This is a genomic window from Streptomyces sp. NRRL F-5135 (assembly GCF_000719775.1).
GTDB lineage: Bacteria > Actinomycetota > Actinomycetes > Streptomycetales > Streptomycetaceae > Streptomyces > Streptomyces hebeiensis.
The window spans coordinates 21,016-47,016 of the sequence record NZ_JOHR01000006.1; the positions used below are offsets into that span (position 1 = coordinate 21,016).

At 67.0% G+C, this 26,001-nt stretch carries 21 protein-coding genes and 4 pseudogenes; 12 read left to right on the forward strand and 13 right to left on the reverse strand.

Going from position 1 to position 26,001, the window contains the following annotated elements; translation table 11 throughout:
* Positions 1 to 69 precede the first annotated feature (69 nt).
* Positions 70 to 2,784, reverse strand: a complete 2,715-nt coding sequence (gene acnA / locus IG02_RS0110705; RefSeq protein ID WP_030744714.1) for an aconitate hydratase AcnA — start codon at positions 2,782 to 2,784, stop codon at positions 70 to 72.
* 428 nt (positions 2,785 to 3,212) lie between these two features.
* Here acnA and IG02_RS0110710 point away from each other — a divergent pair, with 428 nt between their 5' ends.
* Entirely contained in the window at positions 3,213 to 4,742 is a 1,530-nt protein-coding gene (locus IG02_RS0110710; RefSeq protein WP_030744716.1) for a helix-turn-helix domain-containing protein, read from the forward strand.
* 318 nt (positions 4,743 to 5,060) lie between these two features.
* Here the strand turns inward: IG02_RS0110710 and IG02_RS0110715 are convergent, their stop codons facing one another.
* A complete protein-coding gene (locus IG02_RS0110715; protein ID WP_030744718.1) occupies positions 5,061 to 5,849 on the reverse strand; it encodes an SDR family NAD(P)-dependent oxidoreductase in 789 nt (262 codons plus the stop codon).
* A gap of 121 nt (positions 5,850 to 5,970) precedes the next feature.
* Between IG02_RS0110715 and IG02_RS0110720 the strand changes: the two genes are divergently transcribed.
* The gene (locus tag IG02_RS0110720) at positions 5,971 to 6,609 is read left to right on the forward strand and encodes a TetR/AcrR family transcriptional regulator (protein ID WP_030744720.1); all 639 of its coding nucleotides are present in this window, start codon (positions 5,971 to 5,973) and stop codon (positions 6,607 to 6,609) included.
* Between the two features lie 289 nt (positions 6,610 to 6,898).
* On the opposite strand, the gene IG02_RS0110725 is transcribed toward IG02_RS0110720, so the two are convergent.
* Positions 6,899 to 7,684 (reverse strand): creatininase family protein, encoded by a 786-nt coding sequence (locus IG02_RS0110725; RefSeq protein WP_199813998.1) that lies wholly within the window; start codon positions 7,682 to 7,684, stop codon positions 6,899 to 6,901.
* Between the two features lie 161 nt (positions 7,685 to 7,845).
* Here IG02_RS0110725 and IG02_RS0110730 point away from each other — a divergent pair, with 161 nt between their 5' ends.
* From IG02_RS0110730 to IG02_RS0110745, 5 genes are all read left to right on the forward strand, one after another.
* The gene (locus IG02_RS0110730) at positions 7,846 to 8,151 is read left to right on the forward strand and encodes a hypothetical protein (protein ID WP_158712274.1); all 306 of its coding nucleotides are present in this window, start codon (positions 7,846 to 7,848) and stop codon (positions 8,149 to 8,151) included.
* Positions 8,148 to 8,966, forward strand: coding sequence for an enoyl-CoA hydratase/isomerase family protein (locus IG02_RS0110735; RefSeq protein WP_030744726.1), 819 nt, complete (start codon positions 8,148 to 8,150; stop codon positions 8,964 to 8,966). The genes IG02_RS0110730 and IG02_RS0110735 overlap by 4 nt, the downstream gene beginning before the upstream one ends.
* A gap of 12 nt (positions 8,967 to 8,978) precedes the next feature.
* Complete coding sequence (locus IG02_RS0110740) at positions 8,979 to 9,758, forward strand: enoyl-CoA hydratase/isomerase family protein (protein WP_051764813.1); 780 nt, start codon at positions 8,979 to 8,981, stop codon at positions 9,756 to 9,758.
* 61 nt (positions 9,759 to 9,819) lie between these two features.
* Positions 9,820 to 10,038 carry a flavin reductase family protein gene (locus IG02_RS41490; protein ID WP_158712275.1) on the forward strand — a complete coding sequence of 73 codons (219 nt, stop codon included), beginning with the start codon at positions 9,820 to 9,822 and terminating at the stop codon, positions 10,036 to 10,038.
* A 93-nt stretch (positions 10,039 to 10,131) separates the two neighbouring features.
* On the forward strand, positions 10,132 to 11,958 hold the full coding sequence (locus IG02_RS0110745) for an AMP-dependent synthetase/ligase (RefSeq protein WP_051764815.1): 1,827 nt from the start codon (positions 10,132 to 10,134) through the stop codon (positions 11,956 to 11,958).
* Positions 11,959 to 12,297: 339 nt separating this feature from the next.
* Here IG02_RS0110745 and IG02_RS0110750 read toward each other — a convergent pair whose 3' ends face one another.
* From IG02_RS0110750 to IG02_RS39130, 5 genes and pseudogenes are all read right to left on the reverse strand, one after another.
* Complete coding sequence (locus IG02_RS0110750) at positions 12,298 to 13,863, reverse strand: AMP-binding protein (protein WP_030744734.1); 1,566 nt, start codon at positions 13,861 to 13,863, stop codon at positions 12,298 to 12,300.
* The gene (locus tag IG02_RS0110755) at positions 13,860 to 15,029 is read right to left on the reverse strand and encodes an LLM class flavin-dependent oxidoreductase (protein WP_051764817.1); all 1,170 of its coding nucleotides are present in this window, start codon (positions 15,027 to 15,029) and stop codon (positions 13,860 to 13,862) included. The genes IG02_RS0110750 and IG02_RS0110755 overlap by 4 nt, the downstream gene beginning before the upstream one ends.
* A gap of 165 nt (positions 15,030 to 15,194) precedes the next feature.
* Positions 15,195 to 16,173, reverse strand: a pseudogene (locus IG02_RS0110760) (ISAzo13 family transposase); the annotation flags it as partial.
* 445 nt (positions 16,174 to 16,618) lie between these two features.
* The gene (locus tag IG02_RS0110765; RefSeq protein WP_030744742.1) at positions 16,619 to 17,167 is read right to left on the reverse strand and encodes a TetR/AcrR family transcriptional regulator; all 549 of its coding nucleotides are present in this window, start codon (positions 17,165 to 17,167) and stop codon (positions 16,619 to 16,621) included.
* 263 nt (positions 17,168 to 17,430) lie between these two features.
* Positions 17,431 to 17,583 (reverse strand): annotated as a pseudogene (locus tag IG02_RS39130) (IS5/IS1182 family transposase); the annotation flags it as partial.
* A gap of 350 nt (positions 17,584 to 17,933) precedes the next feature.
* Between IG02_RS39130 and IG02_RS0110770 the strand changes: the two are divergent.
* Both IG02_RS0110770 and IG02_RS36190 read left to right on the forward strand, forming a co-directional pair.
* Entirely contained in the window at positions 17,934 to 18,128 is a 195-nt protein-coding gene (locus IG02_RS0110770; protein WP_030744744.1) for a hypothetical protein, read from the forward strand.
* Positions 18,121 to 18,621, forward strand: a complete 501-nt coding sequence (locus IG02_RS36190) for a flavin reductase family protein (protein ID WP_030744746.1) — start codon at positions 18,121 to 18,123, stop codon at positions 18,619 to 18,621. Before IG02_RS0110770 ends, IG02_RS36190 begins: the two co-directional genes overlap by 8 nt.
* A gap of 75 nt (positions 18,622 to 18,696) precedes the next feature.
* Here the strand turns inward: IG02_RS36190 and IG02_RS39140 are convergent.
* The 3 genes and pseudogenes from IG02_RS39140 to IG02_RS0110790 all read right to left on the reverse strand — a co-directional run.
* Positions 18,697 to 19,571: pseudogene (locus IG02_RS39140) on the reverse strand (transposase); the annotation flags it as partial.
* A 314-nt stretch (positions 19,572 to 19,885) separates the two neighbouring features.
* A complete protein-coding gene (locus IG02_RS0110785; RefSeq protein WP_234314699.1) occupies positions 19,886 to 21,169 on the reverse strand; it encodes a CynX/NimT family MFS transporter in 1,284 nt (427 codons plus the stop codon).
* On the reverse strand, positions 21,166 to 21,822 hold the full coding sequence (locus IG02_RS0110790; protein ID WP_234314700.1) for a FadR/GntR family transcriptional regulator: 657 nt from the start codon (positions 21,820 to 21,822) through the stop codon (positions 21,166 to 21,168). Before IG02_RS0110790 ends, IG02_RS0110785 begins: the two co-directional genes overlap by 4 nt.
* Positions 21,823 to 21,892: 70 nt before the next feature.
* On the opposite strand from IG02_RS0110790, the pseudogene IG02_RS40515 reads away from it, so the two are divergent.
* Positions 21,893 to 22,015 (forward strand): annotated as a pseudogene (locus tag IG02_RS40515) (IS30 family transposase); the annotation flags it as partial.
* A 314-nt stretch (positions 22,016 to 22,329) separates the two neighbouring features.
* Here the strand turns inward: IG02_RS40515 and IG02_RS0110795 are convergent.
* Positions 22,330 to 23,106 carry a GNAT family N-acetyltransferase gene (locus IG02_RS0110795; RefSeq protein WP_030744754.1) on the reverse strand — a complete coding sequence of 259 codons (777 nt, stop codon included), beginning with the start codon at positions 23,104 to 23,106 and terminating at the stop codon, positions 22,330 to 22,332.
* 288 nt (positions 23,107 to 23,394) lie between these two features.
* Entirely contained in the window at positions 23,395 to 23,859 is a 465-nt protein-coding gene (locus IG02_RS0110800; protein WP_030744757.1) for a MarR family winged helix-turn-helix transcriptional regulator, read from the reverse strand.
* 141 nt (positions 23,860 to 24,000) lie between these two features.
* Here IG02_RS0110800 and IG02_RS0110805 point away from each other — a divergent pair, with 141 nt between their 5' ends.
* The gene (locus IG02_RS0110805) at positions 24,001 to 24,738 is read left to right on the forward strand and encodes an SDR family oxidoreductase (RefSeq protein ID WP_030744759.1); all 738 of its coding nucleotides are present in this window, start codon (positions 24,001 to 24,003) and stop codon (positions 24,736 to 24,738) included.
* A gap of 140 nt (positions 24,739 to 24,878) precedes the next feature.
* On the forward strand, positions 24,879 to 25,811 hold the full coding sequence (locus IG02_RS0110810; protein WP_078854375.1) for an LLM class flavin-dependent oxidoreductase: 933 nt from the start codon (positions 24,879 to 24,881) through the stop codon (positions 25,809 to 25,811).
* Positions 25,812 to 26,001 lie beyond the last annotated feature (190 nt).

The following is a 26,001-nucleotide window of genomic DNA, read 5'->3' on the forward strand; positions in this document are numbered from 1 at the left end:
TACGCGTACGTACGGGACACGGCCCCCGGGGTGCCGTTCTCGGCGCCGTCGACCGGCGCCGTCGCGGGACTACTTGCGGATCAGGCTGCGCAGCACGTACTGCATGATGCCGCCGTTGCGGTAGTAGTCCGCCTCGCCCGGGGTGTCGATGCGGACGACCGCGTCGAACTCGACGCCCGTGTCCGTGGTGACCTTGACCGTGCGCGGGGTGGTGCCGTCGTTCAGTGCCGTGACGCCGGTGATGGAGAAGGTCTCCTCGCCGGTCAGGCCCAGGGCCTGGGCCGAGGCGCCCTCCGGGTACTGGAGGGGCAGGACGCCCATGCCGATCAGGTTCGAGCGGTGGATGCGCTCGTAGGACTCGGCGATGACGGCCTTCACGCCGAGCAGCGCGGTGCCCTTCGCGGCCCAGTCGCGGGACGAGCCGGAGCCGTACTCCTTGCCCGCCAGGACGACCAGCGGGGTGCCGGCGGCCTGGTAGTTCTGGGAGGCGTCGTAGATGAAGGAGACCGGGCCGCCCTCGACGGTGAAGTCTCGGGTGTAGCCGCCCTCGGTGCCCGGCGCGATCTGGTTGCGCAGGCGGATGTTGGCGAACGTACCGCGGATCATCACCTCGTGGTTGCCCCGGCGGGAGCCGTACGAGTTGAAGTCGCGGCGCTCGACGCCGTGCTCGGTGAGGTACTTGCCGGCCGGTGTGTCGGCCTTGATCGCACCGGCCGGGGAGATGTGGTCGGTGGTGACCGAGTCGCCCAGCTTGGCGAGGACGCGGGCGTCCGCGATGTCCTCGACCGGGGCCGGGTCCATCGTCATGCCCTCGAAGTAGGGGGGCTTGCGGACGTAGGTGGACTGCGCGTCCCACTCGAAGGTGTTGCCGGTCGGGATCGGCAGCGCCTGCCACTGGGCGTCGCCCGCGAAGACGTCCTGGTAGGACTTGTTGAACATGTCCTCGCCGATGGCGTTGGTCACGACGTCGTTGACCTCGGCCTCGGTGGGCCAGATGTCCTTCAGGTAGACCGGCGCGCCGTCCTGGTCGACGCCCAGGGCGTCCTGGGTGATGTCCACCCGCATGGAGCCCGCGATGGCGTACGCGACGACCAGCGGCGGGGACGCCAGGTAGTTCATCTTGACGTCGGGGTTGATCCGGCCCTCGAAGTTGCGGTTGCCGGAGAGGACGGAGGTGACGGCCAGGTCGTTGTCGTTGACGGCCTTGGAGACCTCCTCCGGCAGCGGGCCGGAGTTGCCGATGCAGGTGGTGCAGCCGTACCCGACGAGGTTGAAGCCGACCTTGTCCAGGTACGGCGTGAGGCCCGCCTTGTCGAAGTAGTCGGTGACGACCTTGGAGCCCGGGGCGAGCGTGGTCTTGACCCACGGCTTGCGGCTCAGGCCCTTCTCGACGGCCTTCTTGGCCACCAGCGCGGCGGCGACCATCACGTACGGGTTCGAGGTGTTGGTGCAGGAGGTGATCGCGGCGACGGTGACGGCGCCGTGGTCGATCTCGTACGTCGAACCGTCGGGGGCGGTGACGAGGGTGGGGCGGGTGGGCGCGCCGTCGGTGAAGGCCGGGGCGTCGGAGGCCGGGAAGGACTCCTTGCCCGCCTCCTCGTCCTCGCTGACGTAGTTGCGTACGTCGCGCTCGAACTGCTCCTTGGCCTCGGCCAGGACGATCCGGTCCTGCGGGCGCTTCGGGCCGGCGATGGAGGGGACGACCGTGGCGAGGTCGAGCTCCAGCTTCTCGGAGAAGTCGGGCTCGGCGGCCGGGTCGAGCCAGAGGCCCTGCTCCTTGGCGTACGCCTCGACGAGGGCGACCTGCTGGTCGCTGCGGCCGGTCAGGCGCAGGTACTTGAGCGTCTCGCCGTCGATCGGGAAGATCGCGGCGGTGGAGCCGAACTCCGGCGACATGTTGCCGATGGTGGCGCGGTTGGCGAGGGAGGTGGCGGCGACGCCCTCGCCGTAGAACTCCACGAACTTGCCGACGACGCCATGCTTGCGCAGCATCTCGGTGATCGTGAGGACCAGGTCGGTGGCGGTGGTGCCGGCCGGCAGCTCGCCGGTCAGCTTGAAGCCGACGACGCGCGGGATGAGCATCGACACGGGCTGGCCGAGCATCGCGGCCTCGGCCTCGATGCCGCCGACGCCCCAGCCGAGCACGCCGAGGCCGTTGACCATGGTGGTGTGCGAGTCGGTGCCGACGAGGGTGTCCGGGTACGCCTGGCCGCCCCGGACCATGACCGTACGGGCCAGGTGCTCGATGTTCACCTGGTGGACGATGCCGGTGCCGGGCGGAACGACCTTGAACTCGTCGAAGGCGGTCTGGCCCCAGCGCAGGAACTGGTAGCGCTCGCGGTTGCGGCCGTACTCCAGCTCGACGTTCTGCCCGAAGGCCTCCTTCGTACCGAACTTGTCGGCGATGACGGAGTGGTCGATGACCAGCTCGGCCGGGGCCAGCGGGTTGATCTTCGCCGGGTCGCCGCCCAGCTCCTTGACGGCCTCGCGCATCGTCGCGAGGTCCACGACACAGGGCACGCCGGTGAAGTCCTGCATGATCACGCGGGCCGGCGTGAACTGGATCTCCTGGCTCGGCTGGGCCTGGGAGTCCCAGCCGCCGAGCGCGCGGATGTGGTCGGCGGTGATGTTCGCGCCGTCCTCGGTGCGGAGCAGGTTCTCCAGCAGCACCTTCAGGCTGTACGGGAGGCGCGCGGAGCCCTCGACCTTGGCCAGCCTGAAGATCTCGTACGACTCGTCGCCCACGCGCAGCGTGCTGCGGGCGTCGAAGCTGTTCGCCGACACGACAGTCTCCTTCATCAATGTGCGCGTACTACCGCCATGCTGCCGCCACGACGACACGCCGATGCACTAAGGTAAGGCTCAGTTAGGCAACCCTTACCTTCTGGCGGCTTCGCGGTACGCCTTCGGCAGATATCTCGATGTCGAGATAACTCTAGTACATGACCGCCGCGCGGTCATGTGCGGGCAAGCCGATCCCGCACCGGAGCCGCCGATCGGGCGCCGGGGTACCGGGACGACGGGGGTCGCGCACCGGGCGCCCGGGCACCGGGACGCTGACGCACGGGGCACCGGGACTGACGCCCTCACCCGCATGGCCGCGCAACGGTTGCCGAACTCCCGGTCGGGCGCGCAGCGTGGGGCCTGAATGCCCGTCACCCCGACGGCCCCCCGACACGGCGCGTATCTCACATGTGAGTTAACCTGCCTCCATGGCAGACGACTACCTCGTACGTATCGGCAAGCTCATCCGTGACGCCCGACAGCATCGGGGCTGGACACAGAGCCAACTCGCCGAGGCCCTGGCCACCAGCCAGAGCGCGGTGAACCGCATCGAACGCGGCAACCAGAACATCAGCCTTGAGATGATCGCGCGCATCGGTGAGGCGCTCGACAGCGAGATCGTGTCCCTCGGTTACGCGGGGCCGATGCATCTGCGGGTCGTCGGCGGCCGCCGGCTCTCCGGCTCCATCGACGTCAAGACGAGCAAGAACGCGTGCGTGGCACTGCTGTGCGGTTCGCTGCTCAACAAGGGCCGTACGGTGCTGCGCCGGGTGGCCCGCATCGAGGAGGTCTTCCGCCTGCTGGAGGTGCTGAACTCCATCGGCGTGCGCACCCGCTGGATCAACGACGGGGTGGACCTGGAGATCGTGCCGCCCGCCGAGCTGGACATGGAGGCGATCGACGCGGAGGCGGCCCGCCGTACCCGCTCCATCATCATGTTCCTCGGTCCGCTGCTGCACCGGATGGACTCCTTCCGGCTGCCCTACGCCGGCGGCTGCGACCTCGGTACGCGCACGATCGAGCCGCACATGATCGCGCTGCGCCGGTTCGGTCTGGACATCGCCGCGACGGAGGGCCTGTACCACGCCCAGGTGGACCGCTCGGTCACCCCGGGCCGCCCCATCGTGCTGACCGAGCGCGGCGACACCGTGACCGAGAACGCCCTGCTGGCCGCCGCCCGCCACGACGGCGCGACCGTCATCCGCAACGCCTCGTCCAACTACATGGTCCAGGACCTGTGCTTCTTCCTGGAGGCGCTGGGCGTACGGGTCGAGGGCATCGGGACGACCACGCTCACCGTGCACGGCCTGCCGAACATCGACGTGGACGTGGACTACTCCCCCTCCGAGGACCCGGTCGAGGCGATGAGCCTGATCGCCGCCGCCGTGGTCACCGAATCCCAGCTGACCATCCGTCGGGTGCCGATCGAGTTCCTGGAGATCGAGCTGGCGGTGCTGGAGGAGATGGGCCTCGACCACGACCGCAGCACCGAGTACGCGGCGGACAACGGCCGTACCCGGCTGGTGGACCTCACCGTACGGCCGTCCAAGCTGGAGGCGCCGATCGACAAGATCCACCCGATGCCCTTCCCCGGCCTGAACATCGACAACGTGCCGTTCTTCGCGGCCATCGCCGCGGTCGCGCAGGGGCAGACGCTGATCCACGACTGGGTCTACGACAACCGGGCCATCTACCTGACGGACCTCGGCCGCCTCGGCGGCCGGCTCCAGCTCCTGGACCCGCACCGGGTCCTGGTGGAAGGCCCGACGCGGTGGCGCGCGGCGGAAATGATGTGCCCGCCCGCGCTGCGGCCGGCCGTGGTGGTACTGCTCGCGATGATGGCGGCGGAGGGCACGTCCGTGCTGCGCAACGTCTATGTCATCAACCGCGGTTACGAGGACCTGGCGGAACGGCTCAACTCGGTGGGCGCGCAGATCGAGATCTTCCGGGACATCTGATCGGCGCATGCCGCCGCACCCCGTCCGACCTGCTGCCCAGCCGGGACAGGGAAGGGTGCGGCGGCATCTCTGGGACTTCTCCGGGCTTTGGGGCCGCGGCGGGCTACGAGCCACGCTCCACAGGCTCCGCCGACCGGCCGCGGCTACGCGAAGACCGCGTCGATGGCGGCGCTGCCTCGTGCGAGGGCAACACCGACGGTGCTCGCGTGTGGGAGCCGTCCCGGGAGCATGGCTTCCACGCCCTCCGCCACTTCTATGCCTTGGAGCGCGAGCCGAGATGGGCGCCCGCGACGGCACACCCCGTACTGCGATGCCGGCTCAAGCTGCGATGTCGGATTCGGGTCGGAGTGCGGGGCCGAGCAGCAGGCCCCCGTCCAGGACGAATTCCGAGCCCGTAGCGAAAGATGCGTCCTGGGAGGTGATGAAGAGCAACAGGCGGGTGACGTCAGAGGGTTCGGCGAGGCGGGGGATAGCGAAGGGATCGGGCGAGTAGAAGTCGGCGATGGCCGGCTGGCCTGCGACGGTGGGTTCGTTGATCAGCGGTGTGGAGACGACGCCGGGGTGGATGGAGTTGACCCGGATGTTGTCCCGCCCCAGCTCCAGCGCGGCCGTCTTGGTCAGCCCGCGCACGGCCCACTTGCTGGCGGTGTAGGGGGCGTAGAAGGCGGTGCCGACGTGGGCCATGGTCGAGGCGATGTTGACGATGGTTCCGCCACCGCCCCTGCGCATCGACGGAGCCACGGCCCTGACGCCGAGGAACTGGCCGGTGACGTTGACGCTGAAGGTGTGCTCCCAGGTGCGGAGTTCGGTGTGCTCGATAGGGGCCGCCGAGTTCTGGACGCCCGCGTTGTTCACCAGGATGGTGATCGGCCCGAAGTGGCCTTCGACTTCTCGCACCGCCGCCGCCCAGTCGTCCTCGCTGGCGACATCCAGGTGAACGGACAGGGCCCGATGACCGAGCTGAGCCGCGAGATCGCGGCCGGCGTCGTCGGCGCGGCCGGCGATGACGACGTTCGCCCCCTCGGCGTGGTAGCCGTGCACATGACTGCTACCCATGCCCCCGCTGCCACCGGTGACGATGACGGTCTGGCCCTCAAAGCGTCCCATGATGCTTCCTTCCAGGCTCACATAGTGGTGAGTCGAGTGACTCACCTCCTCTCTCAAGGTAGGAGCGGAACTAGAGGTGAGTCAAGTGACTCACCTCGCAGTGAGGGGCATACTGGAGGCCATGACGGCACAGCCTTCGGAATACCACCGGCGCGTGGCAGCGCAGAAGCGGACGTCCATCATCGAGGCAGCGACGAAGCTGTTCCTCGACTCCGGCTACGACGGCACCTCGCTGGCCCGCATCGCGGAGGCGGCCGGAGTGTCGAGGGCGACTCTGTTCAAGCAGTTCACCACCAAGGCGGCCCTGTTCGAGGCGATCGTCACCGAACACTGGAAGGTCGACGACGGGGAGGCGCCCCTCCCCGAGCCGGGGAACCTCCGCGCAGGGCTTGAGGCCATCGGACGCCGATACGTGGCCCTTCTCACCCAGCCCGGCATGGCCGCCCTCTTCCGCATCGTCATCGCCGAGGTACCGCGCTTCCCCGAGCTCGGCGAGACCCAGTTCAAGCTCGGCAAGATGCCCTACTTCGAATCGGTTCGCCGCTATCTGGCAGCGGAGAGCGCCGCTGGTACGGCCCGGCTTGACGATGCGGAGATGGCGGCGACCCAATTCCTCGGGATGATCTCCAACTACGCGTTCTGGCCGCGAATGCTGCTCGCGCACTGGGAGCCTGACGACTCCGCCATCACCAACGCGGTCGACCAAGCGGTGCTGACCATGCTCGCCCGATACGGCGCGCCGGGGACCCACGGCGCCTGAGACACCGGGCCCCACCGCTCTGCGCAACTACCTGACACCTCCCGCACAGGCAGGCCCTCGATCCCGTCGATTACGCAGTCACTCACACACAGTGCCGGAGTTCCTTGGAACTGCCGCCTTCGCGATGAGCTGGGCACTCAGATCCTCCGGTTGACTCATGTGGAGCGGCGCACCCAAGGCATCAAGTGCATGGGTCGCAATCACCAGGGCGTCCTCCACTCCAGCGGCATGAAGTACGGGGAGCTGGCGCGGCGCGTCCGGCCGTAGACCGTCACGTGGACTGCCGATGTCAGTTACGGGACAGCTCTTGGGCAAGTGGCCGATAACGTGTTGTTGCGTGCGTCGCGAGCAGGTCGGCGACGGCGTTCAGGCAGGCAAAGCCCAGCTCGGAGGACATGCCGCGCGGGTTGCCGAGCACTCCGTTGGGCGCGACTGCCTTGACACCGTTGGTGAATACGCGGGCAAGCAGTTCGTCGTTCATTGACCCAGTGAAGCCTGCGGTAGCGCGATCGTTCCTCACGACGTCCGGCTGAACGGCGAGCATGATTGAGCTTTCGGCGATGTCGGCATGACCTCCGACATGGTCGGCGAGGCCGGCGACACGTTGAGCCGCGTCGCGCCATGCCTGGAGGACCGCTGCCGAGTCGGCGAACGCGATGATGTCCAGGTCGGCAGAAAGCCGTGGGGCGAGGTTCGCCTCGATCTCACTGAGCAACGGATAGTTGCCGATGTGCGCCGAGAAGATCAGCACACGTTGGAAGCCGTGCGCGGCAAGGCTTGTGCAGCAGTCGGCGACGATCGCCTCAAGCGTTTCGGGCTGCAGTGAGAGCGTTCCGGCAAAGCCGAGGTGGTGCGCGGAGCAGCCCATCCGCACCGTCGGCAGCACGAGCGCGTCACCAAGCCGCTCGGCGACAAGGACGCCCAGGCGGTCGGCGTGATCGCTGTCGACCGACAGTGGCAGGTGGGCGCCATGCTGCTCTGTGGCTCCCAAGGGGAGGACCGCCGTACGCATGCCGCTCGCGATGGCATTCGCGATGTCGGGCGAGGTCAAACGCTCAATCCGCAACTCGCTCACGTGTGATCACTCCTCTTGAAGGGCAGGCCCGGACAGTCCTCATTGTTATCAGCACCTAACGGCATCTTGGACTCTAGCGGGGCCTTGACCAGGACTGAACTACGCCTTACGTTATCGGCGAATAACATTTCAGCGGAAGGGTCGTCATGGACTTCATCCTCATGACTGAGGGGGACACCCCGGTCGGGCTCACGCGTGAGCACCGCTTCCGTCGCTCCTTCCTGGACGACGTGTTGTCCTACGTGGGCGACCATTACAAGATCCCGCCCCGCAGCCTCGTCCCCAAGCCCCTGCAGGGCCCCTGCCCGCCCCTCTTCGAACACTCCCAGGGCTTCATGGTCGGCGACCCCGACCATCGCGTCGAACCCGTCCAGCGCTACGCCGGCATGGGCGTCGACGCGCTCGTCCTGCGAGTCGACGGCCTCCCCCACCACCACGCCAACCACACCAAGGAGACCGCGCGATGAGTGACCTCTACAAGCACGGCACTGGTGACGTCCTCGTCGAACGGCGCGACGACGGTGTCCTCCTCATCACGATCAATCGGCCCGAGCGGTACAACTCGCTCACCATGCCCATGTTCGAGGAGATGAACCAGATCTGGGCCGACGTCGAGCGCGACGATCAGACCCGGGTCGTGGTTGTCACCGGAGCCGGCAAGGCCTTCTGTACCGGTATGGACGTGGCGCAGCCCGATCCCACGCCCGAGCAGACGCTCGCGATGCTGGAGACGGAGCGCAAGCGGGTTGCCACCGTCCTGCGCCTCGAGAAGCCGATCATCTCCGCGATCAACGGTCCCGCGGTCGGCTACGGCCTGTCGACCGCGCTCCTTGCCGACATCAGCATCGCCGCGGACGACGCGGTGCTGATTGAGGGCCACACCAAGGTCGGAGTGACGGCCGGCGACCACGCTGCACTCATCTGGCCACTGCTCGTCGGCATGGCCAAGACGAAGTACTACGTGCTCACCTCCGAGAAGCTGACCGGTGCCGAAGCCGAGCGGATCGGGCTTGTGAGTCTGTCCGTTCCCCGTGAGCAGGTACTGCCCCGTGCTCTCGAGGTCGCATCCCAGCTGGCGCGTGGTTCCCAGCAGGCTCTCCGTTTCACCAAGCGCGCACTCAACACCTGGCTCACCAACGCGGTGCCCCAGCACGAACTGTCCTCGGCGCTCGAGATCATCGACTTCGCCGGCGCCGACTACGCCGAAGCGCGCCAGGCCTTCCGGGATAAGCGCCCTGTGGACTTCCCCTCCGCTCGCATCGCCAGCGCCCCGGCGAACTAACCGGAGACGAGCATGACCGCGGGTTCGAACAACGTAGCGCTCAGCTCTGTCCACACGTCCGACGAAGCGGACGGCGTGGTTGTCATCACTCTGAACCACCCGCCCGCAAACGCGCTCAGTAACTCGCTCATCAGCGACCTGACGGCGAAGCTGGAAACCCTCGCCAAGGGCCCTGATGTCCCCGCCCTGGTTCTGACGGGTGCCGGCGAGCGCTTCTTCTGCGCGGGTGGCGACATGAAGGAAGCCGTCGACTTCGACGCCGATGCGATGGCCGGGCGGATGAAGTCGTTCCACGCGCTGCTCCGCGCACTGGAGAACTATCCCCGGCCGCTGGTGTGCGCGGTTAACGGCTGGTGCGTGGGTGGCGGTATCGAGATGGCGCTGTTCGCTGACGTGGTGTACTCGTCGACTACAGCGCGTTTCGCCTTCCCCGAGATCAAGCACGGAATGCTGCCGGCCGTAAAGGGAATCGCTCACGTGCGTGAAATCCTTGGTGACCGCGCAGCCCGGCGACTCCTGCTGGGCGGAGAGCCCATCGATGCGTTCGATGCGAAGGCGATGGGCATCGTCGACCAGGTGGTCGACCAGGACGATCTGCTCTCGACTGCGCTGGCGGATGCGCGCAAGGCAGCAGCGAAGCCGCCGGCCGTGTTCGCAGCGCTCAAGCGGGCTCTTTGCTCAGGGACTGCCGGTTGGCCAGACGAAGAACAGCTCCGCGTCACGGTTGCCGACGCGCGCACGGTCTTCCTTGACCCTGCCGCCCGAGCTGCCCGCGAGGGGTTCAATCGTTGATCAATTTCAAGGACCGGACTGGACCCGGCTGCCTTTCGACCAAGCACTTCGTCGTGAACACGTGACGGGCACACACGCAGAATTGGCAATAAAATTCGCGACAAAGGGTGAGAATAAATTCGATTACGGCAACTTCGAATTCGATGAGGCAGGTCATCCGCTGCTGTCCGATGCGGCGGCGGTCATCCGGTGCGAACTGGAGCAGGCCGTGCCCGGCGGAGATCACGTGATCCTCATCGGTCGGGTGCACGACGCCGGACAGGCAGCGGCAAGCCGGTGACCTGGTACAGAGGCGGCTTTCTCCCTCTTGGGGAAAGTGCGGCATGAATCTCATCGGGCCCGGGCTTGTCAGCTCTGTAAGAGAGGCCGTCTCATGGATCTGACCAGTTTCCAACCGACCCGGACGCTACCGGGGCTGCTGCTCGATCGCGCGAGCCGAGAACCTGACACCGTTGCGCTGCGCTACTGGCGTGATGGTGCTGCGCAGGCGGTCACGTGGCGGTCGTACGCGGACCAGGTGCGCGATCTGGCACTCGGTCTCTCCGCGCAAGGTGTGAAGCACGGTGATCGCGTCGCGGTGTTGAGCAGCGCCCGCCCAGAGTGGGTGTTCGCCGCTCTGGCCGTGCAGAGTGTCGGCGGCGTCGTGATCGGCGTATATCCGACCAACTCGCCCGCCGAGATCGAGCAACTCCTCGTGCACAGCGAGGCGGTCGCCTTCGTCGGCGAGACAACGACAGACCTCACCAAATTAGCGGGGATCGCCGCGCGTACACCGAAGCTGCGGCTCGTGGTCGGAATCGACGACGCCCCGCCGGCGCTGCCCCAGACGATCAAGGGGACAGGGTGGGAGGCGCTGCGGGAAGAAGGAGCACGGTACCCCGACGGCCCGGATCGCCTGTCCAAACTGGTTTCTGCGGGCTCTCTCGACGATGCCGCCGTGCTCTTCTATACGTCGGGGTCCACGGGAGCACCGAAAGGCGTCACCCACTCGCACCGCACTCTTCAGCACTCGATTCAGACCGTCATCGGACTCTACCCACAGCTGATCAGCCGCGATCACGATGTGGTGGGCTTCCTGCCACTGGCCCACGTGGCGCCAGCGGTGGTTTCGGTTTTCACGCCGCTGCTCTCACGGCTGGTGGTCACCTACTGCGGCATCCCTGACTACGAGGATGTCCTGCGCGCGGTACGGCCGACCGTGGTGCTCTGGCCGCCGCGCTTCTACGAGAAGATCGCCGGCGAACTGATCGCACGGCCGGCATCCTGGCCGCGACTCCGCCGCTACGCCTATGACGCCGCGATGTGGGTGGGCCGCAAGGTGGCCGAACTCCGCTGGTCTCGTCGCCGGCCCTCACTATTGCTGCGGATCGCGTACGCTGCCGCCTTTCGCGGAGTGTTCCTGCCGCTACGGGCAGCAGTCGGAATGGATCGCGTCCGGATCGCCTACACCGCATCTGCCGCGATGCCCGAGAGCGTCCTCGCGATTTGGCAGATCTGGGGGCTCGACCTTCGCGAGTGTTACGGCCTCACCGAGACCGCCGGCACTCCCATCGCGCACTTCAGTCAGCAGTTCCCTCGGCCAGGCTGCATCGGCAAGGAGTTTTCGGACCCGCGCTTCCAGGTGAAGGTCGCGGACGATGGTGAAATGCTGCTCCGCGCGCCGCTGCTCTTCGACGGATACTGGCGCGACCCTGCGGAGACCGATGCTGTTTTCCAGGATGACTGGTTCTGCACCGGGGACCTGATGGAGCGCACACCCCAGGGCGACATCCGGCTCATCGGCCGCAAGAAGGATGTGATCATCACTCGCGGCGGCAAGACGATCAATCCTCAGCCCATTGAAACCCGGCTGAGGGAAAGCTCGCTGATCAACGAGGCCATCGTCGTCGGTGACGCCCGCAAGTACCTCACCGTTCTGTTCGAGCCGAGCACAACTGTGGACGCGCAGTCGGCAGAAGCGCTGGCCGAACGCCTGCGAGCGGAGGTGGATCGGGTCAACGCAGACCTCGCCCGCGTAGAGCAGTTGAAGGACTTTCGCATCCTGCCGCGGCCCCTGCAGGTCGAGCACGGAGAGCGGACTGCGAACGGCAAGATGAAGCGCAATGCCGTCGTGCGCTCGTTCGCAACGCTGATCGACGAGATGTACGGCGCGAACGATGACGCGGCGATCGCGAACCACGTGCGCTCTAAGCCGAACTAGCGTCGGTCTTGCATGAGGACCCGTCAGCTTGCTGACGGGCCCTCATGCAAGACCGAGGCCCAGAGCCAGTATGGCGCCCGACCCGCCGGCTGGTACACGCCACAAAGGTGTGCACGGTCCAGTCCGGACCGCCCCGAGGGTCGGAGCGCGGGCGGGGAGCAGAGCCTCCTCCCAGATCTCCTGGATGGCCTGCCGTACCGGGTCGCTGTCAGCGTCCAGGTATCCAGTGACGCTGTGCCACAGGCCTGCGTCATGCTGGACAGATCCACCGCGCTTGAACAACCCGATGCGCCCTCGCCACATGAAGCGACCTTGCCGACCGCCGTCGCTGCTGTTGCTTCACCGGATGCGTTTTTCGCTCCCGGCCCAGGCCTTCTCACGCAACACGAATTTCTGGATCTTCCCCGTGGAAGTCCTCGGAAGCTCTGTAAACGTGACCGTTTTCGGCGCCTTGAACCGCGCCAATCTGCCCTTTACATGCTCGATGATCTCCGCCTCAGTGGCCGTGGCACCGTCCTTCAAGCACACATAGGCGGCGGGGACTTCACCCCAGCGCTCGTCCGGAACGGCGATCACCGCGGCCTCCAACACCGCTGGATGATCCTCGATCGCCTGCTCCACCTCGACTGACGCGATGTTCTCTCCCCCGGAGATGATCACGTCCTTCGAGCGGTCACGCAGTTCAACGTACCCGTCAGCGTGCACGACGCCGATGTCACCGGTCCGGAACCACCCGTCCGGCACCGCTGCCAGGGTGGCCTCCAGGTCGTCGAGGTAGCCGAGCATGAGGTTGTTGCCGCGCAATGCGATCTGTCCCGTGGTGACACCGTCAGCAGGAACGTCGGTGCCATCGTTCGCGATCACCCGCGGCACGCACGAGATCATGTTCCCGACGCCCTGGCGCGACTTGAGCCGCGCCTTCGCGTCTGCGTCGCGGTCGTTCCACTCCGGGCGCCAGTCGCACAGCATCGCCGGGCCGTAGGTCTCGGTCAGCCCGTACAGGTGTGTGACCTCGAACCCGAGCTCCGCCGTCCGACGCAGGATTGCCGGCGACGGCGGCGCCCCACCAGTCGCGATGCGCACCTTGCGGTCCAGCGGCGCGGACTCATTGGCGTCGGCGATCATCGACAGCACCGTCGGCGCCCCATTGAGGTGCGTGACACCCTCTTCCTGGAGCAGTCGCCAGATCTCCGCCGGGTCCACCTTCGGCAGGCAGACGTGCGTCGCGGCCGCCGCGGTCACCGCCCACGGGAACGTCCATCCGTTGCAGTGGAACATCGGCAGCGTCCACAGGTACACGCTCGACGGCGTCAGTCCTGTGTGCCCCACCATGGCCACGGCCTGCAGGAACGCCCCCCGGTGGTGGTACATCACGCCCTTGGGGCGACCTGTGGTCCCGGAGGTGTAGTTGATCGACAGCAGAGACCGCTCGTCGGCCGGGGTCAGGTGCAGCGGCTCCGAATCAGCCAGTAGATCCTCGTACTCCTGCCCCGACCGGATCCGGTGTGGCGGAGCGTCCAGCCGGGTGAGGACCTCGTCCACCAACCCGTCGAACGACGGGTCATGGATCAGCACGGCGGCCTTGGAATGCTCCAGGATGTAGGCAACGTCGTCTGCTGCGAGCCGCGTGTTCACCGCGACCAGCGGCGACCCCGCCCACGGCACCCCGAAATGCGCCTCCAACGACACATGGTTGTTCGGCGACAGCACCGCCACCGGGCGGCCTTCGGCCAGCGGTGCCAACCCACCTGCCAACCGCTGACACCGATCACGCAGCGCCGCATAGGTCCACCGGGACTGCCCATCCACCACCGCGACCCGGTCTCCGTGCGCCGCCGCGGCACGATCCAGATACGACGTCGGGGTCAACGGCTCGAAGGACAAGGAGTCCACGTCGAGGGTCACCGCGCGGTCTCCTTGGTGTGGTTGGCGTGGTACTGGCGGAGTGCTTCTTCGTGGGCGGGGCGTGCGGCGCGGATGTCGGCGAGGACGTCGTCGGCTGAGCGGACCACGTTGCGGGGGTTCTTGAAGCGGGGGATGACGTACTTGCCGAAGAGTTCGATGGAGCGCATGAGCTGGTGGTGGGGGAGGCTGTCGACTCGCAGGACGAGTGCGTCGACGCCCATGTCGGCGTAGCGCTGGACGTGTTCGACGCAGTGGTCGGGGTCGCCGACCATGAAGCCCTGGGAGCGTTCGAACATGTACTCCTCGTCGTTGAAGTCGATGTCCTTGACGGCGCCCATGTAGGCGTAGTCCTTCGACAGCTTGGAGAGGCGTTCGTAGGCGTCGGTGGAGAGCTGGGCCATCTCGAACAGGGGCTTTGCTTCGGTGCGGGCCTGTGCGGTGGTCTCGGCGCAGTGCATGCCGCCGGCGACGGCGACCATCTTGCGCGGGGTGATCGGGTAGGGGTGGTCGGTGGCGGCGAGGGTCTTGTCGTAGAGCTTCACCATGTTCTCGACGAGGTCGTAGCCGAGGTAGAGGCCGCCCATGATGGCGCCGATGCCCATGGAGGCGGCGGTCTCGACGGAGCTCGGGCTGCCGGCGGCGGCCGAGATGGGCGGGTAGGGGCCCTGCAAGGGCTTCGGGACGAGGCTGCGGGGCGGGATCTTGTAGTGGTCGCCCACGTAGGAGAACACGTCGTCCAGGAAGGCGCGGCGGATCAGCTCGATGCCTTCGCGCCATTGGGCCTTGTTCTCCGAGGGGTCGACCTCGAACGCGCGCAGCGCGAGTGTGGTGTTACCGCGGCCGGTGCCCAGTTCAACGCGGCCGTTGGACAGGATGTCCTCGGTGGCGACGCGTTCCGCGACCCGCAGGGCGTGGTTCATCCGGGTCGGCAGCAGCGTCACGAGGTGGATGAAGCGGATCCGGCTCGTGAGGGCCATCAGGTAGGGGTAGAGCACCTCCGGAGCCGAGACCGAGGCCGTACCCAGGGCGACGTGCTGCTCGGAACTGCCGAAGGCATCGAAGCCCACCCGCTCCGCCAGCAGCACCTCCTCGATCAGCTCCCGATAGCGGTGCTCATGCGTGAGCCCGACCGGGGTGTCCCCCTCAGTCATGAGGATGAAGTCCATGACGACCCTTCCGTCGAAAATGTTAATCATCAATAACGTAGAAGATAGCCCACCCCTGGTCAAGGCTCCAACAGCAGGCATGCAGCGTTAGTTGTTGGTAACAACGAGGGTCGGGCTGAGCCATGCATCGCCGACCACGCCGGGGGGCGTACCGACGTCGACGAACCGGTGCTCGATCTTGTTCCACTTCGATGTGCCCGGCGGCAGGTGGCACACGGTGATCGTCAGTCCTGTTCCGGCTGCGAGCCGGGCGAGTTCGAGCTTCCGGGCCCGGGTGCGGTAGCCGTTCGAGCCGCCCGCGTCGGCGGTGATGAGCAGTCGCGTCGCCTGCGGGTAGGCGGCCCGGCCCTGGCCGGACCACCAGCGGCGGATCGATTCCACCGCGAACGCGGCGGTGTCGTGATCGGTGCCCACGTTGACCCAGCCGGTGTTCGCCGTCAGATCGTAGATCCCGTACGGGACGGCCTTGCCCAGCTGGGGGTCGACGAAATCATGGACGTTCACCAGCACCGGATCAGCCGCAGGCCGCCACTGGCGGCCGTTGTTCTTGAACTCGCCGACGAGTTCCTTCTTCTTGGTGTCCACGCTGATCACCGGCTGGCCGGCATCCCGGTGATCACGGGCCTGCTCGTTGAGATAACGGAACTGGGCATCCCGTTCGGTATGTTGGCTTCCCTCGATGGTCTTGGCGTTGGCCTGCAGACTGAAGCCTTCCTCCCGCAGCAGGTCCGCGATGGTGTCCGCACTGACTTTGCGCCCGGTCCGGGCCAGCTCCCGCGCCAGCGCGCGGGTCGACTTCACCGTCCACCGCAGCGGCGACATCGGACCGCCCCGCCCTTCCGGCTCGACCAGCGCCAGGAGGGCCGGCCGCAGCCCCGGATCGAGCTCTGCGACCCCCTTGCGGCCTCCGCCCGGCCGCCGCCACCCGCCCCAGAGGCTCCTCGCCGGCCTCCAGCTCGGACACGCCCTTGCGGACCGTGGTCTCACTCACCGAGGCCGCCCGCGCGACGGTCCGAACACCGCCGTGTCCCAGGACACGGGCCTCTGCGGCCATCAGCAGCCGTCGCTGCCGCTCATCCAGATGCGGGAACAACACCGGGAACTTCATGGCGAGTTGGGCGCAGATCTCGTCCGGGATACGCATACCACACCAACGAGCGATGGGACGGGAAGCAACACCTTGATGATCTGCAAGCCCTTAGCTGGGCCAGTGGAAACGGCTGCGCTACTGAGGGTTTCCTCAAGATTGCGGACGGTGAACCATCACGTGCCTACTCGTTGACGAGACGATCGGTCACAGCCGGGGTGACGTGCTGGCGGCGTCTGCGGGACTGGACCGAGGCCGGTCCATGGCCCCGCCTGCACGCCATTCTTCTCGCGGAACTTCGAAAGGCGGGTCTGCTGTGCATGAACAACGCTGCGATCGACGGCTCGCGCGTCCGGGCCTCTTATCACTTCGGCCCCGCCCCAGGGCCCCCCATCGCCACAAGGCTGCGCGGCCACGACCACACCTGGGATGTGGTCGCCATGGCGGCGCTGATACCAAGCACGGCCACCCATCGAGGCGACTACACACCTGCGCTCTCGTGTCAGATGGTGTCTGCTGGGATGAGCAGTGCGTTGATGGCGGCGGTGCGGATGGTGGTTGCTACGGCCTCGGGGTCGAGTCCGCTGTTGAATTGCGGGACGGCGTTGATCATCGAGAAGACGGCGTGGGTCAGGACGCGGGTCTGGGCGTCTGACAGATCGGGCCGCAGCCGTGTGAGCAGGCCGCTCCACTCCTCGGCGTACAGGCGCATCATGCGTCGCATGCGATGGCGTTCGTCGTCGGGGACATTGTGTTCGTTCTTCAGGAACACCAGCGTGGACGGCACGTTGTCGAGGGTGCGTCTGACGTGGTAGTCGATCATCGCTTCGAGTGCCCGGCGTGGATCCGAGATCTCGGCTGCCGTCCTGCGCGCGTTCTCCAGCAGCTCGTTCAACGGATCCTCAAGCACGGCGATGAGCAACGCCTGCTTGCTGGGGAAGTGCCGGTAGAGGGCGGGGCCGGTCACGCCGGCGCGGGAGCCGATCATCTCCGTGGTGACCGCATCGAAGGCACGCTCGTTGAACAGCTCGCCGGCGACCTTGATCAGCACCTGCCGACGTGTCGCGCGCGGAGATGCAGTACGAGGAGAAGGTGAGCTAGTCATGTACGAAGCTTACGTGAGTTGCCGATAACGTATCGCTGCGTGCGTCGTGAACGGGCTGGCGACGGCCTTCAGGCAGGCAAAGCCCAGCTCAGAGGACGTACCGCGCGGGTTGCCGAGCACTCCGTCGGACGCGACGGCCTTGACGCCGTCGGTAAATAACCGCGTCAGAAGTCGGCGCCCCGAGATCAGCAGGCGGCTCAGGTGGCTTCCGGTGGTCTGTCGCGTCGCAGTCGGTGGACGCGTTGGTCCGCCGGGACAGGGATCACGGCACGGATGCCGCGTCGGCGCAGGGGCTCGCGGATCGCGCGGGACGAATACACCTTGTCCGCCAGGACCACCTCCGGTCTGGTGCATGGCCGGCCACGCGGCCGGTTGTAGACGCCTCGCCAGTCGCCGCACTTCTCCGGCAGATACACCCACTGCGTTCCGGTCGGGAACTTCGAAGCCCCCTAGGGTTCTAGTCACCGGCTTGGCAGCACCGTGCTGCTCCGTGGCGCATAGCGGCAGGACCGCGTACGCATGCCGCTCCCGAGACGTCCGCGATCTCGACGAGCCCGGACGCCCGCGACTCGCCCACGTGTGGTTACTCCTTCCTGGCCGACCCTCTCGTTGTTATTGGTGTCTAACGCAAATTGGCTCACCGGTGGCTGCTTGACCTGGATTGAACTACCTTATATGTTATTGAAGATTAACATTCGATGGAAGGGTCGTCATGGACTTCATCCTCATGACTGAGGGGGACACCCCGGTCGGGCTCACGCATGAGCACCGCTGTCAGGAGCTGATCGAGGAGGTGCTGCTGGCGGAGCGGGTGGGCTTCGATGCCTTCGGCAGTTCCGAGCAGCACGTCGCCCTGGGTGCGACTTCGGTCGCCGCACACACTGCCCGGGAGGTGTGGAATGGCTGATCAAGTCCAGGGTCTGGATGTGGCCGCCTTCCGCTCGGCACTGGCTCAGTTCCCTTCAGGCGTAACGATCGTGACGACCCGAGGCGCTGGCGGCACGCCGTACGGATTCACCGCGAGTTCCTTCGCGGCCTTGTCGCTTGACCCGCCACTCATTCTTGTTTGTCTGGACCAAGGGGCGGACTGCTTCCCTGCCTTCGTCGCGGCTGAGCAGTTCGTGGTGAACATCGTGACGCCCGGACATGCGAAGTTGGCGATGAAGTTCGCCACGAAGGGCGAGAACAAGTTCGCACACGGGAGCTTCGAACCCGACGAAAATGGTCATCCGATACTGCCCGATGCCGCCGCGGTCATCCGCTGCGAGCTGGAGGAAGCAGTACCCGGAGGAGACCACGTCATCCTCATCGGCCGAGTACACGACGCCCGGATAGGTGGTGGCAGGCCGGTCACGTGGTATCGAGGCGACTTCCTCCACCTCGGGGAGAGCGTTGCATAAACCACATCAGGCCCGGATCGACAGTCGTCACACTACTGGCGCTGAGTGATTTCGAGCGGATCCCTGCTGATTCTCCAGCCAGATCTGGCTCCGGGCGGTGCGGTGCAGAGAGAGATTCCGCAGGCCGGTGGCCCGGGTGGTCCGGATGCGGTCCTCGGCCCGGGCCCGCAAGCGGTGACGGAACTCGAGCTCTGCGATCGATCGGCCGGCCGGCCGGCCGGAGGTGTTGGTGGCGAAACAGATCAACCGCATGCCGTCCGTCCGCGAGCCTCAACTGAGCCCCAGGGTACGGCCCTTTTTTTCCTGATGGTCAGCCGCATGCCCTTCGGCCAGCCGTCCAGGACATCGCCGGTGAGTTCGGCGCCCCAGGCGCCGTCACGGATCTCGCCCTCGGCCTCGACGGCGGGCGTCCAGGCGGATTCCGGAACCTTCAGCACCTGCTGGTGGATGGTGTCCGTGATCACCATGCCGGCCGAGTAGGACAGCCGCCGTCCTCGCTGAGCGAGCCAGGCGACGAAGTCGTGGGTGCCGCCCCGCGGGGTCGGTGCGTATCAGGGTCTGACGTCTGCGCCAGCACTTCTTCGGCAGTTGAGTCAGGGCCAGTTGGGCGGCGGTGATGTGGTCGGCCGCCGTGTTCGAGCTGCCCGAATCGGGCGCTTTCCCGTCGGCCAACTGCCCGGCCCGCTCGCGCGTTTCGGCCCGCGCAGCACGGACCGCCCGAAGGGACTTCTCCCCGGAGGCGGCAAGGGGCTCGACCATGCGGGAGACCGTCGGGTCGGAGGCGACCGGCCCGAACACAGCCGGCTCGCCCGCAACATGCCGACATCGGCCAGGCAGTCTCCGCCCAACGCGACCGTCAGCGCGGCGTCCAGCAGGACCTTCCCGGGATCATGGACAGCTCGCGGCTTCCGCCACGGCGCCAATGCCACGGATATTGCCTGGTCGAGGCCGAACCGGCCTTCGAGACCACTTGGCGGCCGCACCCTGGCTCGGACTCCCGGTCTGTCAGCCGAATGCAGCTGCCGCGATGCCTGGTGTCAGCACGTCCAGACCGGATGCGCTGCCGAACGGCCCGGTGGAGTAGTCCACCGGGTCGTGATTGCGTCGGTGACCAGCTATGCAGCTGGTCGAACACCCGCAGCGTGATCAGGCAGGAGCTGGCGAGTTCCTCAGCAGGTAGTTGATGGTGCACGGCACCGGTGCTGCGTGGGCTGTCCGAAACCCGGCTTCTGAGCACAGGTGCGGAGCGCGGTCATCAGCGTGGTTACTGACGCCGATGATGCCTGATGACCGTCGACACGTGAACGTGGCGGTCGCGTCCAGCACCGTAACCGGCCGCGGCCATGACCAGGCTCAACGCGATGAGGAGGATGAGAGCACCAGTCCAGCTGTTGGTGGTGTCGTGGAGGATGCCGAGAAGAAGGGGCCCGGCCGCCGCGACGAGGTAGCCGATGGACTGAGCCATCCCGGCCAGGGCTGTGGTCTCGCTGGTGCCACTGGCGCGATGGCTCTGGAAGCTCAGGGCGAGCACGAGGCAGACACCGGCACCCAACCCGAGAAGAGTGCACGCCGCGACTGCCAGGGATGGAAGAAGGAGGAGAATCGCGAAGCCCCCAGCGACGAGCAGTGATCCCGCAGCAGCAACGAAGCGCTGGTCGTGACGGCCTCGAGTGATCAAAGGCAGCAACATGCTCGTGATCAGTGCGACGAGCTGGTAGTGAAACAGCATCCAACCAGCAGTTGTAGTACTCATGCCCTGCTTGCTGAGGATGCTGGGCAGCCAAGCGACGGCGGTGTAAAAGGCAAGGGATTGCAGGCCCATGAAGAAGGACACCTGCCATGCCAGCCAGGATCGCCACGGGGTGGGAGCGTGTGTTCCGTCAGACTGAGCGCCGCCCTCCGCCCGGGCCCCGCGCAGTCGAGGCAGCCACACCGCGAGAGCAGCGAGGGCGACGACCACCCCCCAGGCCAGAGCCGAATGCCAGGTGCCGGGGAGGGCGCCTGCAAGGGGGACGGAGATGCCGGACGACAAGGCAGCGACCAATCCCATAGCGGTGACGTAGAGGGCGCTGACGGTATGAACCTTCGGGCCAGGCACATGTGTACGAATCACCGTGGGCAAGAGGACATTGCCCACGGCGATCGCCCCCGAGAGGATCACGGTTCCGGCAAACAGGCAGGCAATCGAAGGAAGGGACCGGATAACGGTGCCCGCTGACAGCACCGCGAGAGAAGCCACCAGGAGTCGGGTGGTGCCGAACCGGTGCGAGGCCCGTCCGACGAAGGGCGAAGTCGCAGCGAACACAAGCAGCGGCAGCGTACTCAGTACGCCACCCGCCGACGCAGACAACCCGGTGTCCTGCTCGATGGCGGGCAGTAGTGTGCCCACACCCGTCAGGGTCGCGCGCAGGTTCGCCGCCACCAGAAGAACAGCGATCAAGAGGCCAGCTGAAAGGGCAGGCGTAGGATTCGGCTTCTTCACGGTCGGGGCCTGATCGCCCTGTACCACCGCGGTGAGGCCGACGGGGGAGTTCCTTGAGGTGGTCACTGCTGCCGTTCCGTTCCGGTCTCGGTGAGCTTCACGATTTCGGTGGCGCAGTAGCGTGCGCCGAGCTCGTCCTGGGCAGCGATCGCCTCCACAAGACGCCTATGCAGAAGGGTGTGTTCTGAGGCTGTCTCGCTGGGCCAGAGTGTGCCGCCGATCTGCTCGGTGACCGCGACGCGGAGGACGTCGTACACCTCGGTGAGCAAGGTGTTCCCACTGGCACTCACTACGGCCTGGTGGAAGCGGGTGTCGGCCTCCGCGATGGCGGCCATCTCCTCTGAATCCGCGGTCTCCTCGGCCTCGCCGAGGAGGCGCCGAAGGTGAAGCAGGTCATTCTCGGTACGTCTCAACGCGGCCTGGCCGGAGGCGTACTCCTCCAGGACTGCACGCAGTTCCAGTACGTCGCTCCGCCTCGAAGTGTTGGCACGTCTCATCAGTACCGAGTGCATTTCGCTCGATGTCCGGACGTACGTCCCGTCGCCCTGGCGAGCCTCCAGAAGGCCCAGATGCACCAGCGCACCGATCGCTTCCCGGACCGTCGTGCGCCCGACGCCGAGCTGCTTGACCAGCTCATGTTCGGGCGGGACCCGCATTCCTACCGGCCATGCGCCGGATGTGATCTGTTCACGGAGGGTGTCCACCAGTTGCGCCGACAAGTTCGCGACACGGCGCGGCGCTCGGAGATCTTTCATAAGGTGACCCTAACATCGAATGTCTGACATCTGCGCAGTGCGCCGGCCCCATCGCCACTCAGCACGCCGCAGGAAGCGGTTCCCCCACCCGATGGTCATGATCAGCGAGCGGCCCGCAGAAGTCGCAGACCGCGCTGTTCCCGGGCATTGGGGAGGGACGGCACCCTGACCGGCCCGGACAAGGAGCACGCCGAGACGTCGGTGCTCGCGCTGCACCTGCTCCAGTCCGCGCTCGTCCACGTCAACATGGCCCAAGAAGGTCACGCCCGAGGACCGGCGCGGCCTGACCGCGCTGTTCTGGTCGAACGTCAACCCGTACGGCACGTTCCGGCCGGACATGGATAAGCGGCTCGACCCGGAGTTCGTGGTGCTCCACCCCCGCACCCCGGCGGACGCCGCCGACCGATCGAGCACGGAGACACGATGAAGGACTTCGCTGACCTCACCGACCCTCGAACAAAGGGGTGTCGGCTACGGCTTGTGCACGTACGGGGTCGTGGTGCTCAGAGCGGCAAAGCCGAGCCGCTGCAGGATCGGGCGGCTCTCGTCGGAGGCGTCCACCTGCAGGTAGCGGTAGCCGTGCTTGGCGGCGATCTTGGCGCGGTGTGCAACCAGCGCCCGGTAGATACCCCGGCCGCGCCAGGCGGGTACAGTGCCGCCGCCCCAGAGGCTGGCGAACTCGGTGCCCGGGTGTAGTTCCAACCGCGCCCCGCAGACCGGCATGTCGTCGGCCATCGCGACGACCATACTGACTGTCCCCGGGCTCTCGACCAGCATGTCGAGCAGGCTCGGCCGCAGCCAGTCCGCAGTCGTCTCGAACGCTCCCTCGTGCGCGGACAGCATGAGCTCCACGTCGGCCGGGGTGGTCACCGGGTGCAGCCGGACACCCTCGGGCAGGCCGCCGCCATCGGGCACGTCCGCGATCCGGGCGATCATCAGGGCCTCGTCGGGCTCAGCCTCGAACCCGGCCGCCAGCAGCAGCTCGCCGAGATTCTCCGGCTGGTCGTGCGAGTAGTGCTTCCACTCGAACTCGCGGCCCAGCTCGGTGAAGTACCGCACCTGCTCGGCGATCGCCGACCGCGCCGTGGCCTGGTCCAGGCCGGACCAGACGACCGCGCTCCAGCCGCCCTTGGCACCGACCTGCCGCACCACCTTGCCGACCCGCTCGATCCGGGCGCCGGGCGCGTCGGCGAGGGTATCCCGCCGCATCTGACGGTCGAAGAGGGCGAGTACGTCCGAGGTATCCATCCGCGCATTTCAGCACGGGCGAGAGGGCTCACCAAGCGGATTTCCGCCCACCCGGAGGGAAGAGCCACCGCCCCAACCGCCGCATCGCGACGGACATCGCCACCACGGTCGAGTCCGGCCGCTGCGCTGCCTCGCTGTCCGACCTCGCCACCGAACTCGAACCTCACCGCGCTGCCCGTCCTGTGCGTCGGTGACCGGCGTCAGCGGCGCCGCAACGCGTCCTCGCACAGCACCGTGCCCCGGCACGAGCCCGCCGCTTCGGGCAACCCACCTCGCGAAAGCCCGAGGCTAGTCGGATCGAGCGCCATCGGTGTCCGTCGCGCTGCGCCGGGCTATGAGTTCATCCTCGATACGCCGGAGCGTGGCATTGACGATCTCGATGGTGGCGGGGTCGTCGATGATGCCCCGGAGGGTCCGGTCCCAGTTGTCGCGGAGGATCTGGTGATTCTGGTGGGCCTTGTCGGTGGGGTACAGGCGCACGCCTCGGGCGTTGCGGTCGTCCACGACGCGATCCACGAGCCCCCTCGTCTCCAGGCCACGCAGTACCCGGCTGAAGTTGCTCGACGGAAGCAGGGTCGCCTCCGACGCGGCTCGCGCGGACGTGCCGGGGTGTTGGTGGATGAACCGCATGACGCTGATCTCGATCGGCGTGCACGGCTCGAAGGCGGGGTCCGCCGGGGGCCGAAGCTGCCGCCCCACGGCGAAGACCAGGTCGGCCAGCTCGTGGAGACTGGCGGCTTCGACGTCGCTCATGCCACGAGGATACCTTCCTATCACTTGACAGCTATCAATTGATAGTTGTCAAGTGATAGCATTGAAGGGCGGACGCCCCCGCGCCCCGAAGGCCGTGGCGCCGCTCAGGCAATCCACCGACTCATGGATGAGGAATCCCCTATGGACATCAGCGGAGCCGTAGTACTCGTGACCGGAGCGTCGTCAGGTATCGGAGGGGCCACCGCACGCGCCGCCTCCCGCGCCGGTGCGCGCGTGGTGCTCCTCGCTCGCCGCGAGGAACGCATCCGACAGCTCGCCAAGGAACTCGGCGAGTCCGTGGCCCTGGCCGTGCCATGCGATGTGACGGACCGGGTCCAGGTCGAGGCGGCCGTGGAAGCCGCGATCGAGAAGTTCGGGCGGATCGACGTCCTGGTGAACAACGCGGGCCAGGGGCTGCAGGCGACCGTCGACGCCATCGATCCCGAGGACTTCCGGGCCGTCCTCGAACTCAACCTTGTCGCACCCCTGACAGCGACGCAGGCCGTCCTTCCGCAGATGCGCAAGCAGGGAGCCGGGGCCATCGTGAACGTGGGCTCCGGGATCATCTGGTCGTCGCTGCCCGGATCCGGCGCATACTCCGCCTCCAAGGCCGCCCTCGCCAAGCTCTCGGCCATCGCCCGCGTCGAGCTCGCCGACGACAACATCGCCGTGTCGATGATGTTCCCGTCGATCACCGAGACCGAGTTCGTCAGGACGGTTCGCGGCGACGTCGCGGGCGCGCTGAAAATGGAGGGCTCCAGCGGCTTGGTACCCCAGTCGCCCGAGGGCGCCGCCGACACAATCCTCGATCTGATCAGGAGTGGCGCCGAGCAGGCCGACCTCGTCCCGGAGGAGTACGGCGGCACGCTCAAAAGCTGAGCCACCGAAAACTGAAAATACCCCGACGCACGTCATGAGGCCGGGCGGGCAACGCCTTCCGCCGCTGTCGACGAAGCACAGGCGGCAGTGGTGGAAGGACACGCACCACCCGGTCCGTTATCGAGGAAGAGACACGGCAAATGGAGATAGGCGTAGGGCTGCCGGGTCATGTCACCGGAGTTGAGGAGCGTACGTTGGTGACGTGGGCGCGGCGGGCCGAGGAGCGGGGATTCGCCTCGCTGATCGCCGGCGACCGCCTGGCCTGGTCCACTCCGGAACCCCTGATCACACTGGCCGCGGCTGCCGGGGCCACCGAACGCATCCGGTTGGTCACGAGCGTGCTGCTGGCCCCGCTGCACACCAACCCCGCATTGTTCGCCAAGGCCGCGGCGACCTTGGACCGGATCGCGGGCGCCGGACGGCTGCATCTCGGTCTCGCTCCCGGAGCCCGCGAAGACGACTACCGGGCGAGCCACCTGGACTTCCGTACTCGAGGGCGTGCCCTGGACACACTGGTGGAACGCGTCACCGCCATCTGGCGGGGTGAAGAGGAGGTGGGTCCGGACCCGGTCACCCCCGGAGGGCCGCCACTGTGGTTCGGCGGCGCGTCGCAGGCGACGCTGCGGCGTATCGCCTCCCACGGCACCGGATGGATCGCCGGAACCGGCGGAGACATCGACGCGTTCATCACATTCGCCACCCGTCTCAACAGCCGCTGGAAGGAGGCCGGCAGGCAGGGACGTCCGCGCACCAGGGCCACGGCGATGTTCGCCCTCGGCGGCCACGCACACCGATCCCTCGCCCACGCCGTCAACGACTACTACGCCTTCGCCGGCCCCGACTACGTCCGGACCGTCATCGACGCAGCGGCCACCACCGCCGACGTGATCCACGCAACCGTCACTGTGCACGAAGCAGCCGGACTCGACGAACTCGTCTTCGTGGGCAACGACACCGACCCGAGGCAGATCGACCTGCTCGCCGACATCCTCGGGGACAAACTCACCTCCCCGAGCAGCACAACCAGGGCGCCGGACCGCGCATCGACGAAAGCCACATCGCATTCCTCGTGACCGACGAAGAGTCCGACGCGAACCTGGCCCGCCTCAAGAAGAACTCCGTCCCCTTCTGGCCGAACCCGTCAAGATCCGCGAAGGCGAGATCAACCACCTGTTCGGCGGGCGCGGCCTGTACACACTCGACCCCGGCGGCACGGTCCTGCCGAGTTCCCGGGCCACAGAGCTGCGGCTCCGGCCGGTGCGG